11 protein-coding genes are annotated in these 14,474 nt (G+C 69.8%); all 11 read right to left on the reverse strand.

All coding sequences use genetic code 11. From position 1 onward, the window contains the following. Positions 1–77 precede the first annotated feature (77 nt). The 11 genes from ACZ516_RS29245 to ACZ516_RS29295 all read right to left on the reverse strand — a co-directional run bounded on the left by ACZ516_RS29245 (position 78) and on the right by ACZ516_RS29295 (position 14,459). Positions 78–1,562, reverse strand: coding sequence for an ArnT family glycosyltransferase (locus ACZ516_RS29245; RefSeq protein ID WP_469012481.1), 1,485 nt, complete (start codon positions 1,560–1,562; stop codon positions 78–80). 82 nt (positions 1,563–1,644) lie between these two features. Beyond that, positions 1,645–3,171, reverse strand: a complete 1,527-nt coding sequence (locus tag ACZ516_RS29250; protein ID WP_361077013.1) for an amino acid permease — start codon at positions 3,169–3,171, stop codon at positions 1,645–1,647. 114 nt (positions 3,172–3,285) lie between these two features. Further along, entirely contained in the window at positions 3,286–5,214 is a 1,929-nt protein-coding gene (dxs, locus tag ACZ516_RS29255; RefSeq protein WP_358583662.1) for a 1-deoxy-D-xylulose-5-phosphate synthase, read from the reverse strand. A 223-nt stretch (positions 5,215–5,437) separates the two neighbouring features. Further along, the gene (locus tag ACZ516_RS29260) at positions 5,438–6,730 is read right to left on the reverse strand and encodes a sugar ABC transporter permease (RefSeq protein WP_358583661.1); all 1,293 of its coding nucleotides are present in this window, start codon (positions 6,728–6,730) and stop codon (positions 5,438–5,440) included. Then, a complete protein-coding gene (locus tag ACZ516_RS29265) occupies positions 6,727–7,527 on the reverse strand; it encodes an ATP-binding cassette domain-containing protein (protein ID WP_358583660.1) in 801 nt (266 codons plus the stop codon). The genes ACZ516_RS29260 and ACZ516_RS29265 overlap by 4 nt, the downstream gene beginning before the upstream one ends. 159 nt (positions 7,528–7,686) lie before the next feature. Continuing rightward, on the reverse strand, positions 7,687–8,784 hold the full coding sequence (locus tag ACZ516_RS29270; RefSeq protein WP_358583659.1) for a substrate-binding domain-containing protein: 1,098 nt from the start codon (positions 8,782–8,784) through the stop codon (positions 7,687–7,689). A 121-nt stretch (positions 8,785–8,905) separates the two neighbouring features. Beyond that, positions 8,906–10,105 (reverse strand): ROK family transcriptional regulator, encoded by a 1,200-nt coding sequence (locus ACZ516_RS29275; RefSeq protein WP_358583657.1) that lies wholly within the window; start codon positions 10,103–10,105, stop codon positions 8,906–8,908. A gap of 197 nt (positions 10,106–10,302) precedes the next feature. Further along, on the reverse strand, positions 10,303–11,175 hold the full coding sequence (locus ACZ516_RS29280; protein ID WP_358583655.1) for a carbohydrate ABC transporter permease: 873 nt from the start codon (positions 11,173–11,175) through the stop codon (positions 10,303–10,305). Next, positions 11,175–12,122 (reverse strand): carbohydrate ABC transporter permease, encoded by a 948-nt coding sequence (locus ACZ516_RS29285; RefSeq protein WP_361077005.1) that lies wholly within the window; start codon positions 12,120–12,122, stop codon positions 11,175–11,177. The genes ACZ516_RS29280 and ACZ516_RS29285 overlap by 1 nt, the downstream gene beginning before the upstream one ends. 33 nt (positions 12,123–12,155) lie before the next feature. Further along, entirely contained in the window at positions 12,156–13,418 is a 1,263-nt protein-coding gene (locus ACZ516_RS29290) for an extracellular solute-binding protein (RefSeq protein ID WP_361077002.1), read from the reverse strand. Between the two features lie 147 nt (positions 13,419–13,565). Continuing rightward, positions 13,566–14,459 carry a carbohydrate ABC transporter permease gene (locus ACZ516_RS29295; protein WP_358580810.1) on the reverse strand — a complete coding sequence of 298 codons (894 nt, stop codon included), beginning with the start codon at positions 14,457–14,459 and terminating at the stop codon, positions 13,566–13,568. Between the last annotated feature and the right edge of the window lie 15 nt (positions 14,460–14,474).

The following is a 14,474-nucleotide window of genomic DNA, read 5'->3' on the forward strand; positions in this document are numbered from 1 at the left end:
TGCCCGCACCCTCGCCTCCCTCACGGTCGATCACCCGACTGTACGCGGGAGCCGACCGCGCCGGCGGCCCGCCGGCCTCACTCCGCCCGCCGGTAGACCACCGCCCCCTCCACGCGCAGCACCGGCTCGTACCCCGCCTTCAGCGCCCTGCGCAGGGACGGGACGTGGGAGAGGCCGTACGGTTTGCCGCGGGAGTCGTCGACGACCAGGGCCGGCGGGTGGGCGCGCCACTCCCTCTCGAAGGTGGGCCACGCGCCCCGCACCCCGTACCTCTGCCCCACCTTCGGGCCGTCGCGGCCGCCGCTGTAGTTGGTCAGCAGGCCCGCCGTCAGGAAGCGGCTCGCGGGGGCGCGGTCGGCCAGCCAGTAGCCCTCCGGGTGCATCCCCCACAACAGCACCTCGGCGTCGGGCGCCGTGTACGCCCTGACCGTCTCCGCGAGGCGCGTGGCGTGCGCCAGTTCGGGGCGCGGCACGACCAGGCCCCAGGCCAGGAACAGCGCGCACGCGCACCCCGTGACGGCGAGCGCGCGGCCCGTGTGCCGGCGCGGCAGGATCTGCAGGGCCGCCGTGCCCAACAGGGCGAGCGGCGGCATGAGTTGCAGGTAGTAGTGGCCGAAGAAGTGGAAGCCGAGCAGGACCGCCGCCGCCGACGAGGCGAGCCACAGCCACAGCTCCCCCGCCCCGGTGCGGGCGATGCGCAGCACGCGTACCACCGGCGGGGCGATGCCCGCGCAGGCCACCGCGAGGAGCGCGGCGTTCGCCAGTCCCCGCCCCAGCACGTGGAGTTCGGAGCCCGTGAAGGAGGCGTACGCGCCCGAACCCGTCACCGTCCAGAACAGGAAGCCGGAGAACGTGGTGAGCGCGGCCGCCGCGAGGACGGGGGCGCCCAGCCCGGCGCCCAGGCGCAGCAGGCCCCGGCGCCCCGCCCCGCCGCGCCACAGCAGCCACAGAACGGGCAGGAGCACCGCGCCCCCGGTCTGCTTGGCGAGGAAGGCGCAGGCGACCGCCGCGCCCGCGGCGCCCCACCGGCGGCGGTCCGCGCACCACATGGCGGCAGCCGTGCAGGGCAGCATGAAGACCTCGAAGCCGGCGGCCTGGGCGTCCTCGGGGTTGAGGCCCACGGAGATCAGCAGGTACAGCACGCCCGCCGTGCGCCCCGCCCCCGCTCCCCAGCGGCGCCGGGCCAGGGAGGCCAGCAGCAGTGCCGTCAGGAGCTGCGCGGCGACCGCGAGGACCTTCAGCGGCAGGAGCGAGGAGTCGCCGAAGAGCGCGAAGGCGCCCGCGTAGAGCCAGGGGACGAGCGGCGGCTTGCGGTCGACCACCGTCTCGTACAGCTCGCCGCCGTCGGCCAGCATCCGTGCCTGGACGGCGAGATAGCCCTCGTCGGGGTTCCACAGCGGGCACCGGAAGGAGGGCAGGCGGGTCAGGCACGCCAGGGCGGCGAACAGGGGGAGCAGCCGCAGCCAGGGGGCCGCCCGGTCGCACGCGGTGCGCGACTCGCGCCGGCCCGGCGCCCGGACGTCGCGTACGGAACGTGGTGGGGCGGAGGGCGCGGCGGGCATGTGTGCACGCTATCGGGCCCCGCACCCCTGGGCGTATCGGGACATACGGGGCCTGTCGAGAGACTTGCCGAAAGACTGCTGGCTACAGTGCGTTACCAGCGTGGGGGTCGCGCACGTGGAGGCGGCTGTGCGAGCGCCCGTACACGAAGTAGATGACGACGCCGATCACCATCCAGATCGCGAACCGCAGCCAGGTCTCCGCCGGCAGGTTGAGCATCAGCCACAGCGAGGCGAGCACCGACAGGATGGGCACGAACGGCACCAGCGGGGTGCGGAACGCGCGCGGCAGGTCGGGGCGCTGCTTACGCAGCAGGATGACGCCGAGCGCGACGACGACGAAGGCGAACAGCGTGCCGATGTTGACCAGTTCGGCCAGTTCGTCGATGGACGTGAAGCCGGCGACGATCGCCACGATCACGCCGAGCAGGATCGTCGAGCGGTAGGGCGTGCCGAACTTCGGGTGGACCTTGGAGAACGTCAGCGGCAGCAGTCCGTCGCGGCTCATCGCGAAGAAGACCCGGGTCTGGCCGAGCAGCAGGATCATGCAGACCGAGGTGAGGCCGACGGCCGCGCCGAAGCTGATCAGACCCGCCCAGAAGGGGTGCCCCACGGACTTGAAGGCGTCGGCGAGCGGGGCGTCCGTCGACAGTTCGCTGTACTTCTGCATACCGGTGACGACCACCGACACGGCGACGTACAGGAGGGTGCAGATCAGCAGCGAACCGAGGATGCCGCGGGGCACGTCGCGCTGCGGGTTGTGGGTCTCCTCGGCGGCGGTCGCCACGATGTCGAAGCCGATGAAGGCGAAGAAGACGACGGCGGCCGCGGTGAAGATGCCCATCACGCCGAAGTTCGAGGGCGTGAAGCCGAACATCAGCTGGACCAGCGGCGCGGCGACGCCCCCGGCACCCGCGGGGTGCTCACTCGGCGGGACGAACGGGTCGTAGTTGGCGCCGGTGATGAAGAACGCGCCGACGACGATGACCAGCAGCACCACGGTGACCTTGACGGCGACGATGACGTTGGTCACCCGCGAGGACAGCTTCATGCCGAGGACCAGGATGCCGGTCAGGGCGAGCACCAGCAGGAAGGCCAGCAGGTCGAAGCCGAAGCTTCCCTCGTGCGTCCCGCTGAGCGAGCGCGGCAGATGCAGGCCCGCGGTGTCCAGGAGGGAGCGCAGATAGCCGGACCAGCCGACCGCGACCACCGCGCAGCCGAGCGCCAGCTCCAGGATGAGGTCCCAGCCGATGATCCAGGCCGGGAACTCCCCGAGGGAGGCGTACGAGAAGGTGTACGCGGACCCGGCCACCGGCACCGTCGAGGCGAACTCGGCGTAGCAGAGCGCCGCGAGCCCGCAGACGAGGCCCGCGACGACGAAGGCGAGGGCCACCGAGGGCCCCGCCGTCTCCTTGGCGATCTTTCCGGTCAGGACGAAGATGCCGGTGCCGATGATCACGCCGACGCCGAAGACCGTGAGGTCGAGGGCGGACAGCGACTTCTTGAGCGCGTGCTCCGGCTCCTCGGTGTCCCTGATGGACTGCTCGACGCTCTTCGTCCTGAAGAGGGTGCTGCTCACGGGCGTACCTCCCACGCTTGTCGTCCCCGACATGATCGAGAGGCCGCGTACCCGGCACGCCCCGGCGCGGGCCCATTCACGCGAATGGGCCGGTCCCACCACCCGTACAGGGTGGTGGGACCGGCCCTTCGGCGGTGTCGGGCGGGGTCAGTCGCGGGCGGGCTCCACGGCGTCCACCTCGTCGCCCGCGCGCTCGTACCGGCCGTCGAGCTTGGCGACCAGACCCGTCACCTGGCGGGCGATGTCCGGGGCGGTCAGCCCGATCTCGGCCATGATCTCCTTGCGGGAGGCGTGGTCGAGGAAGCGCGGCGGAATGCCGAAGTCGCGCAGCGGCACGTCGACGCCCGCGTCGCGCAGGGCCTGGGCGATGGCGGAACCGACGCCGCCCGCGCGGGAGTTGTCCTCGACGGTGACGACGACGCGGTGCTGCTCGGCGAGCGGCGCCATGGCCTCGTCCACCGGCTTGACCCAGCGCGGGTCCACGACGGTCGTGGTGATGCCCTGCTTGTCGAGCAGGCCCGCGATCTCCAGGCACATCGGCGCGAGCGCGCCGACGGACACCAGCAGCACGTCGGGGTGCTCGCTGCCCGCCTCGCGCAGCACGTCCATGCCGCCGACCGTGCCGACGGCCTTGACGGCCGGGCCGACCGCGCCCTTGGAGTAGCGCACGACGGTCGGCGCGTCGTCGACCTCGACGGCCTCGCGGAGCTGGAGGCGGACCTGGTCGGCGTCGCGCGGGGCGGCGATCCGCACCGTCGGCACGCACTGGAGGATCGACATGTCCCACATGCCGTTGTGCGAGGCGCCGTCCGTACCGGTGACGCCCGCCCGGTCCAGGACGAAGGTGACGCCGCACTTGTGCAGGGCCACGTCCATCAGGAGCTGGTCGAAGGCGCGGTTGAGGAAGGTGGCGTACACGGCGAAGACGGGGTGCAGGCCGCCGGTGGCCAGGCCCGCCGCGGAGACGGCCGCGTGCTGCTCGGCGATGCCGACGTCGTACACCCGCTCGGGGAACGCCTTGGCGAACTTGGCCAGGCCGACCGGCTGGAGCATGGCCGCCGTGATGGCGACGATGTCCTCGCGCTCGTGGCCGAGCTTGACCATCTCCTCGCCGAAGACGGACGTCCAGTCCATGCCGCCCGCGGCGATGGGCAGGCCGGTGTCGGGGTGGATCGGGCCGATGCCGTGGAAGTGGTCGGCCTCGTCCTCCTCGGCCGGCTTGTAGCCGCGGCCCTTCTCGGTGAGGCAGTGCACGATCACCGGACCGCCGAAGCGCTTGGCGCGCTGGAGCGCCGATTCCAGGGCCTCGATGTCGTGGCCGTCGATCGGGCCGACGTACTTCAGGCCGAGGTCCTCGAACATGCCCTGCGGGGCGATGAAGTCCTTCAGGCCCTTCTTGGCGCCGTGCAGCGTCTCGTACAGCGGCCTGCCGACGACCGGGGTGCGCTCCAGGATGTCCTTGCCGCGGGCCAGGAACCGCTCGTAGCCGTCGGTCGTGCGCAGCGTCGCGAGGTGGTTGGCGAGCCCGCCGATCGTGGGCGCGTACGACCGCTCGTTGTCGTTGACGACGATCACGAGCGGGCGGTCCTTGGCGGCCGCGATGTTGTTCAGCGCCTCCCAGGCCATGCCGCCGGTGAGCGCGCCGTCGCCGATGACGGCGACGACGTGGTCGTCCTTGCCGCGCACCTCGTTCGCCTTGGCGAGGCCGTCGGCCCAGCCGAGGACCGTGGAGGCGTGGCTGTTCTCGATCACGTCGTGCTCGGACTCGGCGCGCGAGGGGTAGCCGGACAGGCCGCCCTTGCCGCGCAGTCCCTTGAAGTCCTGGCGGCCGGTGAGCAGCTTGTGCACATAGCTCTGGTGGCCGGTGTCGAAGAGGACCTTGTCCTTGGGGGACTCGAAGACGCGGTGCAGGGCGATGGTCAGCTCGACCACGCCGAGATTGGGGCCGAGGTGGCCGCCGGTCTTGGAGACTGCCTCGACGAGGAAGCCGCGGATCTCTCCGGCCAGCTCGTTCAGCTCCTCGGGGCTGAGCCGGTCCAGATCGCGCGGTCCCGTGATGCGGGTCAGCAGCGGCACCCGTGCCTCCTTGCAATAGAGCTGAGATGTGCTGTTCGAGCGTTGCCGGGTCTGTCGAGTCTAATGTTCCGCCGCCGCGAACCGCGCCCGGGGAGCCGCTCCCGGCTCACACGGAGAACCCCCGCGCCCCTTGGGGGACGCGGGGGAAGCTCCGCAAGCGGCGCGGGGAGGCGCGCGACCAGCGACAACAGACCCGGCGGCGGGAAATCCGCCCGGAGGAACGCTACGCGCGCCCCGCCGACTTCTGCGTGCGCCGCGAGACGGAGTCGATGACCACCGCCGCGAGCAGCACCGCTCCCGTGATCATGAACTGGATCTCACTGGCCATGCCGAGCAGGTTCAGCCCCTGCTGGATGGACTGGATCACCAGCATGCCGAGGAGCGCGGACCACACCTTGCCGCGGCCGCCGAACAGGCTGGTGCCGCCGATGACGGCCGCCGCGATCACCATCATCAGCGTGTTGCCGCCGCCGAGGCTCTTGGTGGCGCCGCCGGACAGGCTCGCGATGAACAGGCCGCCGAAGGCCGCCAGCATGCCGGAGATCGCGAAGACGGTGATCCGGACCCGGTCGACGTTGATGCCGGCCCGGCGCGCGGCCTCCGCGTTGCCGCCGACCGCGAAGACCTGGCGGCCGAAGGTGGTGCGGCGCGCCACGAAGTCCGCGATCACGAGGACGGCCAGGAAGAGCACCAGGGCCAGCGGCAGGCCGCGGGCGCCGGCGGGCTCGTTCAGGACGTACGCCGCACCGCCCGCGAGGACCGCGACGACGACCGTGCGCAGCACGATCTCGCTGACCGGGCGCGAGGGCAGCCCGGCGCTCCTGCGGCGCTTGCTGTCGAGCAGCAGGGAGGCCGCGTACGCGAGGATCGCGACGGCGGCGAGGCCGTAGGCCGCGCCCTTCTCCGCGAAGAAGTGGCCGGTGAGGTCCTCGACGACGCTGCCCTCGGGAGTGTTGATGCTCCCCTCGCCGCCCATCAGCCAGATCTGCAGGCCGCTCCAGCCGAGAAAGCCAGCCAGGGTGACCACGAAGGCGGGCACGCCGACCTTGGCGAAGAAGGCGCCGTGGACGGCGCCGATGACCAGTCCGGTGAGGATGGCGAGGAGCACCGCGAGCCAGTCGTTCAGGCCGTGGGTGACGCTCAGCACGGCCCAGACCGCCGCGCCCATGCCGGCCACCGAGCCGACCGAGAGGTCGATCTCGCCGAGCAGCAGGACGAAGACGATGCCGACGGCCATGATGCCGAGGCCGGAGGTGAAGACCGCGATGTTCGCGAGGCTGCTCGCGTCCAGGAAGTGGTCGTTCTTCAGCTGGAAGATGACCGCGATGACGATCAGGCCGATGACGACGGGCAGCGAGCCCAGCTCGCCGCCGCGCATCTTGCGCTTGAACTCGCTCCAGTAGCCGGCCAGGCCCTCCTCGCGCACCAGCAGGCGCGGGTCGACCGCGGGGACGGGCGCCGCGGAGGCCGGGGCGTCGGTGGTCTTGCTCGTCGGGGTCTTGGCGAGGTCGCTCACTTCGCTCCCTCCTTCGGTGCCGTGGCCGTACGCGCCTTGCGGCGGGTGACGGCGTTGTCCGTGGCGCCGGTGATCGCGGCGATGATCTCTTCGTGGGTGGTGTCGGCGACGGGGAAGATGCCGTTGTTGCGGCCGAGCCGCAGCACCGCGACCGTGTCCGCGACGGCCTTCACGTCGGCCATGTTGTGGCTGATGAGGATCACGCCGTGGCCGCGCTCGCGCAGCCGCTCCACCAGGTCGAGGACCTGCGCGGTCTGCTCCACGCCGAGGGCCGCGGTGGGCTCGTCGAGGATGACGACCTTGGGGTCGCCGACCAGGGCGCGGGCGATGGCGACGACCTGGCGCTGACCGCCGGAGAGCGCCGCGACCGGGATGCGGACGCTGGGGATGCGGATGGAGAGGGTGTCCAGGAGCTCCCTGGCCCGCTTCTCCATCTTGATCTCGTCGAGGACGGAGGCGCTCTTCAGCTCGCTGCCGAGGAAGAGGTTGGCGACGACGTCGAGGTTGTCGCACAGGGCGAGGTCCTGGTAGACGGTGGCCACGCCGAGGTTCTGGGCGTCGTGCGGCCGGCCGATGCGGACCGGGCGGCCCTCCCATTCGATGGTGCCGTCGTCGATCGGGTGGACGCCCGAGATCGTCTTGACGAGGGTGGACTTGCCGGCTCCGTTGTCGCCGACGAGGGCGACCACCTCACCGGCATGGATTTCGAGGTCTACGTCCGTGAGCGCCTGGACGGCGCCGAACCGCTTGGAGACCCCGCGCAACGCCAGCACGGGCGTAGCGGACACGTGAATCATCTCCTTCGCCGCCTGACCGGCGGGGATGGTGGTGCAGCGAGAGCAGTGCCGCGAGTGGGCACGGGTTCCAGGGAGCGCTCTCTGGAGCGCCCCCCGGAACTCACTTCTGAACGATGCGAACGATCTGAACGATGCGAACGGCTTTGCCGCGTGCGGGAGTTACTTGATGCCCGCCGCGTCGCACGCCTTCTTGTACTGGGCGGTGCAGATCTCGCTGACCTTGTAGACCTTGTCCTTGACGATCGTCTCGGCGACCTCGTTCTTGGTGATCGCCTGCGCGTCGTAGAGCTTGGCCGGGATGCCCTTGAAGTCGCCGCTGAGCGAGTCGACCTTGCGGTCGGTGATCGTGTCGATGGCCTTGCCCTGGAGCAGGCGCACCGCGATCTCGGCGGTGGTCTCGGCCTCCGGCTTGATCTCCTTGTAGATCGTGTAGTCCTGGTCGCCGCTCAACAGGCGCTGCACGCCCGCGAGTTCGGCGTCCTGGCCACCGACGGGGACCTTGATGCCGCGCTGCTTGAGGGCGGTGATCGCGCCGCCCGCCATGCCGTCGTTGGCGGCGTAGACGCCCTGGATGCCGTCCTTGCCGAGCTTGTCGATCGCGGAGGACATCTTGCGGTTCGCCTCGTCGGGCGACCAGTCCGGGATGTCCTGCTCGTACGCGATCTTCTTGACCTTCTTGTCGAGCACCGAGTGGGCGCCCTTCTTGAAGAAGGGGGCGTTCGGGTCGGTCGGCGAGCCGTTGATCATGACGACGTTGGCGTCCTTGGCGTCGGAGCCGAGCGCCTTGACCATGGCCCCGCCCTGGAGGCGGCCGATCTTCTCGTTGTCGTAGCTCACGTAGGCGGCGAGCGGGCCCTCGGCGAGACGGTCGTACGCGACGACCTTGACGCCCTGCTTCTCGGCCTGCTTGACCCAGGACTTGGTCGACTTGTAGTCGACCGCGTCCAGAATGATCACCTTGATGCCCTGGGTGACGAGGGCGTCGAACTGCTTCTTCTGGGTCTCGATGTCCTGCGCGGCGTTGTTGTACTTGACCTTGCAGTCCGAGCAGAGCGCCTCGATCTTCGCCTCCATGATGGGGCGGTCGAAGGTCTCGTAGCGGGTCGTCTTGTTCTCGGGGAGCAGCAGACCGATGGTCTTGCTGTCGCCGCCGTTGCCCTTGTCGTCGCCGTCGCCGGCCTTGCCGCACGCGGTCATGGCCAGTGCCATCGAAACCGCGGCGGTGCCTATGACGACGCGACGCGTCACTGCGTTCATGGTGGGTGCCTCCCTGACGAGGCCGCGTCGTTGCGGCCGAGGTGGCTCGAAGTCAACTCGGCCGCCACACCAGCGTCAAGGAGTAAATCCTTAACGAGATGACAACGGTGCCATGCGTTATCTAAGTGAAGGCAGGCGCGGCGACGGCGAGCGACCCGTCCAAAAGGGTCGAATCACCCATCTCGCTGAGCGCGAGCGCCAGCGCGCCGAGCACCTCGGCCCGGCCGCCGAGGGCCCCGGGGAGCACGGTCAGCTGCCGCGCGGCGCTGGGGATCGCGTAGCGCCCCACCGACTCCCTGATGGGCCCGAGGACCAGCTCACCGGCCTCGGCGAGGTCCCCGCCGAGGACCACCCGGGAGGGGTTCAGGAGGTTGCACAGATTGGCCACGCCGCTGCCGATGTGCCGCCCGACGTCGGCGATCACCCGCCGGCACCCCGGGTCGCCGCCTCGCGCGAGCCCCACCACGCGCTCCATGGTCAGATCCGTGCCGTGGCTGGACTGGAGCAGCGGCAGGACGTAGCGGGCGGCGGCGAAGGTCTCCAGGCAGCCGCGGTTGCCGCAGCGGCAGACCGGGCCCGACTCGTCGAGGGTGATGTGCCCGATCTCGCCCGCGGTGCCGCCGGGCCCCCGGTAGATGCGCCCGCTGATCACGAGCCCCGCGCCGACGCCGCTCGCCACCTTGATGTACGCGAGGTCCCTGACCCCGCGCCCGCTCCCCCACACCAGCTCGCCGAGCGCGCCGAGGTTGGCGTCGTTGTCCACGTGCACCGGCACGCCGAGACGGCCGCCCAGCTCCTCGGCGGGCTTGGTGCCGGTCCAGCCCGGCAGGATCGAGGTCGAGCCGAGCGTGCCGGACTCCACGTCGATGGGCCCGGGCACGCCGAGGCCCACCCCGGCGATCTTCGTACGGTCCACCCCCGTGGCCGCGATCAGCCTGCTGACCAGCTGCTCGGCCCGGTCGAAGCCCTGGGCGGCGGACGCGTCCACGTCCAGCGGCTCGGCCTCCTCGGCGAGCACCTGGTGGGCGAGGTTGCCGACGGCCACGCGCAGGTGCGTGTGCCCGAAGTCGACGCCGATGACGATGCCCGCGTCCCCGCTGAGCGAGACGCTGCGGGCCCGCCTGCCGCCCGCCGAGGTGGGCGTGACCTCGACCGTCCCGCCGTCCTTCAGCTCCCGCACGATGTTGGAGACCGTCGCCGCCGACAGGCCCGTCGTCCGCGCGATCTCCGCCTGCGTGAGCGAACCGGCGAGGCGTACGGCGCGTACGACCCGCTCCAGATTGGCCCGGTGCAGAGAGGACTGCGACCCCGGAGTCTCCATTGACTCTTCCACCTTTGCCTGTATGACGTACGACACCAGGGCCGCCCGTACAAGTTGTGAACTCCAAGCTCCGATGAAGGGGTTGGCGCAGTCAAGTCCTTGACGGAAAAACAGTGGATCGGACGCGACAGGGGCCGGGGCCCGGCGGGGGACATTCCGCTCCCCCGTCCGGGCCCCGGCCCCTGCCGCGTCGGCCGTTACTTCACCGATCCGGCCGTCAGCCCGCTCACCACATGCCGCTCGATGAACGCGAACAGCACGATGACCGGCACGATCGCGACCACGGACGCGGCGAAGAGGTAGTTCCACTGGACGGTGTAGTTGCCGATGAAATTGTTGATGCCCACCGTCAGCGGCTGCTTGTCCGGCTCGGTGGTGAGGGTCAGGCCCATCACGAACTCGTTCCAGGAGGTGATGAAGGTGAAGATCACCGCCGTGACCACGCCCGGCAGCGCGAGCGGCAGCGTCACCCTGGTCATCGCGCCGAAGCGGCTGGTGCCGTCCACCATGGCGGCCTCCTCCAGCTCCGGCGGGATCGAGCTGATGTAGGCGGTCAGGATCCACACCGCGAAGGCGAGGTTGAACGCCGCGTTGGTGAGGATCAGCGTCCAGACCGAGTTGAGCATGTCCAGCTGGTGGAACTCGCGATAGAGGCCGACCAGCAGGGCGGTGGGCTGGAACATCTGGGTGACGAGGACGAGCAGCAGGAACGCCTTGCGGCCCCGGTAGCGCATGCGCGCCGTGTAGTACGCGGCCGGCAGCGAGACCAGCAGGACCAGCAGGGTCGCCCCGCCGGCGACGAGCAGGGTGACCTGGAGGTTCTGGCCCAGCTCCGACTCTTTCCAGACGTCGACGAAGTTGGCCCACTCCAGGTCCTGGGGCAGGTAGGTGCGGTCCCGCAGCTCGTCCTTGGGGCGCAGCGCGGTGACGATCATCTCCAGGTAGGGCGCGAGGAAGATCGCCGCGAGGAGCCAGGCACAGGCCGTGACGACCAGGGTGCGGGGCCGGAAGGCCCGCTTGCGCGCGCGGCCCTTGCCGGGTGCGGGGCGTATCGCCGTCGTGGTGGCCATCAGTCCTCCTCGTTCCACCGGCTGACCTTCAGGAAGATCAGTACGAGCACCACGACCATCAGGAAGTTGACGACCGACATGGCCGCGGACTCGCCGATGTCGGTCTCCTTCAGCTTGTACATGAACACCATCGACGTGGAGGTGTCGTAACCCGGACCGCCCTGGGTCATGGCCCAGATGATCGGGAAGGAGTTGAAGACGTTGATCAGGTTGATGACCACGCCGACGAGGAAGGCGGGCCGCAGCATCGGGAGCGTGATGTGGCGGTACGTCTGCCAGGGCCCCGCCCCGTCGATCCGCGAGGCCTCGTAGACGTCCCGGGGGATGGTCTGGAGGCCGGCCAGGAGCGTGTACGTGGTGAAGGGCAGGGAGACGAAGACGGCGACGGCCATCATCCAGGGCCAGGCGGTCTCCGGCCTGCCGAGCCAGTCCCGGGGGCTGTCGATGAGCCCGAGGTCCAGCATCGCGGTGTTCAGGACGCCCGCGGTCTGGTTGAGCATCCACTTGAAGCCGATGGCGGTCATCAGGACGGACGCGGCCCAGGGGGCGATGAGCGCCCAGCGGGTGACGCGGCGGCCGGGGAACTTCTGATCGAACAGCTGGGCGAGTGCGAGCGAGAGCAGCATCGTGACGGTGACGACGACGACCGTCCACACCACGGTCCAGGTCAGGACCGCCCCGAAGTCGCTCTCCTCGAAAAGCTTTGCGAACTTGGCGGTCCCGGCGCCGCCGCGCACCTTGCCGGCGATGGAGATGTTCAGGAAGGAGGTGCGGACCAGCTCGATGACGGGCCAGACGACCACGGCGAGGATGAGCAGGACGACGGGCGCTATCCAGGGCAGCGGGCCGAGCCGGGCGATGCCGCCGCGGCGGCTCACCGGCGCGGCCGCGCGCCCGCCCCGTCCCCGGCCCGGGCCGGCCGGGGACGGAGGGGCCTTCAGTGACACAAGGACTCCTTGCGAACCAGAGGGGCTGGGGGGCTACTTGGCGTCGGCGGCCGCCGACTCCGCCTTCTTCTGGAGGTCGCCGAGCACCTGCTTCGGGTCGTCGACGACGGCCTTGCCGCCGGTCTTCTTGATCTCGGCGGAGACGAGGTCCCACGAGGTGTCGCCCAGCGGGTAGAACCTGGCGTTCGGCAGCACCTCGAAGAACGGCTCCAGGTCCTTGTGCCTGCCGTTGGACTGCATGCTCTTCAGCGCGTCCTGGGTGACCGGCATGAGGTTGTACATCTCGTCGAACGCCAGCATCTTCTTGGAGTACGTGAAGTCCAGGAACTTCTTGACGCCCTCCTTCTCGGCGCCGCCGTCCTTGAACGCCATCATCCAGTCGGCCACGCCGAGCGTGCTCTTGAGCGGCCCGTCCTTGCCCGGGATGGGCGCGACGCCGTAGTCGACCTTGCCGTCCTTGGCCATCTGGACGAGGCTCGGGTGGCCGTTGAGCATGCCGACCTTGCCGCCCGCGAAGTCGGCGAAGGCCGTCTTGCGGTCGGTGGAGGCGGGGTTGGCGTAGGTGAGGCCGGGCTTGACCAGGTGGGTCTTGAGCCACTCGAAGGTCTCGACGTTCTTCGCGCTGTCGACGGTGTACTTGCCGCCCGCGTCGGTGTAGCCGCCGCCGTTGCCCAGCTCCCACATCATCGTCTCGCCCTGGGCCTCCTCGGGGCCGAGCGGCAGGGCGTAGGGGGTCTCGGCGGCCTTCTTGGCCTTGATCTTCTGTGCCGCGGCGGCGAGTTCGTCCCAGGTCTTCGGCGGGCTCTTCACACCGGCCTTCTTCAAGACGTCCTTGTTGTAGAACATCACGCGGCTGGAGGAGACCCAGGGGATGCCGTACTGGGTGCCGTCGACCTCGCCTGCCTCGGCGAAGGTGGGGATGAGATTCTCGCGGGTCTTGGCGGACATCACCTCGTCCGCCTTGTAGAGGAGGTCGTCGGCGACCTTGTCGGCGTAACCGCCGGTCTGGAGCAGGTCGGGCTCGTCGCCCGCCTGGATCATGTTCTTGACGGACTTGTCGATCTCGTTCCAGTTGATGACCTGGACGTCGACCGTGTAGCCCTTGTTGGCCTTCTCGAATTCCTTCTTGACCTGGTTCCAGTACACCTTGGAGGCGTTGGAGGCCTTGTCGCCGTAGTCGGCGGCGACGAGTTTGATCGTCTTGCTGTCGCCGCTGTCGCCGTCCCCGCCGCAGGCGGTGAGTCCCAGCGCCATGCAGAGCGTTGCCGCGCCGGTGGCGACCATTCGGTTCCTCATGCTGTTCAACCCTTCGACTCCAGTGTCGACTTGACGCGTACAGTCGCCCCCCGCTGCGCCGTCGGGCCGACACTACTCACGTCCGGTTTTGCCTCGACAGGCCTAGACCACTTTCGTGGCCAAGCTGAAATCACCTGCCTCACCAGGTCACTTGAGCGCCCCGGCGGTCAGACCGGCCTGTACCTGTCGCTGGAAGACCGCGTAGACGACGAGGACCGGCAGCATGGCGATCGTCAGGCCCGCGAAGAGCGCCCCCCAGTCGCCGCGGTAGCCCTGGGAGACCGCCAGCGAGGCGAGGCCCTGTGGCAGTACGTAGTTCTGCTCGTCCTCGTTGTTGAGCAGCAGCGGGAGCAGGTACTGGTTCCACTGGCCGAGGAAGTTGAAGATGCCGATGCTGACCAGGCCCGGTTTGGCCATCGGCAGCATGATCTGGAAGAAGGTGCGGGTGTGCGAGGCGCCGTCGACCATCGCCGCCTCCTGCACGCCGGTCGGCAGCGTGCGGAAGAAGGAGGTCAGGAAGAAGGTGGTGAAGGGCAGGGAGTACGCGATGTAGGCGATCATCAGGCCCGGCCGGGTCTCCAGGAGCCCGAAGTTCTCCATGACGGCGAAGAGCGGTACGAGCGCGAGGATGACCGGGAACATCATGCCGCCCGCGAAGAGCATGAAGACGAACCGGTTGCCGGGGAAGGTGAAGCGGGCGATGACGTAGGCCGCCATCGAGCCGAGCAGCATGGTGCCGGTCAGCGAACCGGCCAGGATGATCAGCGAGTTGACGGTGTAGCGGCCGATGTTGGCCTTGTTCCACGCGTGGGTGAAGTTCTCCCAGTGGAAGGAGGCCGGCCAGCCCATCGGGTCGCTGAGGATCTCGGCCGAGGGGCGCAGCGCGGTCAGCGCGACCCAGATCAGGGGCCCGGCGGCCAGCACGACCCACAGGACGAGGAAGGCGTGCGAGAAGACGTTGAGGGTGGTGCCCGCCTCGCTCTGCTTCCGGGGGGCGGCGGTGGCGTCGGGGCGGGGGGCGGCGGCGCTGGTCGTGGTCATGAGGCAGTGGCTCCC

The organism is Streptomyces sp. NPDC034037 (genome assembly GCF_055575715.1).

What these genes read in the sequence shown, in the direction of transcription:
- ACZ516_RS29245 (WP_469012481.1), bottom strand. Translation starts at nt 1,562, where the DNA reads ATGCCCGCCGCGCCCTCCGCCCCACCACGTTCCGTACGCGACGTCCGG.
- ACZ516_RS29250 (WP_361077013.1), bottom strand. Translation starts at nt 3,171, where the DNA reads ATGTCGGGGACGACAAGCGTGGGAGGTACGCCCGTGAGCAGCACCCTC.
- ACZ516_RS29265 (WP_358583660.1), bottom strand. Translation starts at nt 7,527, where the DNA reads ATGATTCACGTGTCCGCTACGCCCGTGCTGGCGTTGCGCGGGGTCTCC.
- ACZ516_RS29270 (WP_358583659.1), bottom strand. Translation starts at nt 8,784, where the DNA reads ATGAACGCAGTGACGCGTCGCGTCGTCATAGGCACCGCCGCGGTTTCG.
- ACZ516_RS29275 (WP_358583657.1), bottom strand. Translation starts at nt 10,105, where the DNA reads ATGGAGACTCCGGGGTCGCAGTCCTCTCTGCACCGGGCCAATCTGGAG.
- ACZ516_RS29280 (WP_358583655.1), bottom strand. Translation starts at nt 11,175, where the DNA reads ATGGCCACCACGACGGCGATACGCCCCGCACCCGGCAAGGGCCGCGCG.
- ACZ516_RS29290 (WP_361077002.1), bottom strand. Translation starts at nt 13,418, where the DNA reads ATGAGGAACCGAATGGTCGCCACCGGCGCGGCAACGCTCTGCATGGCG.
- ACZ516_RS29295 (WP_358580810.1), bottom strand. Translation starts at nt 14,459, where the DNA reads ATGACCACGACCAGCGCCGCCGCCCCCCGCCCCGACGCCACCGCCGCC.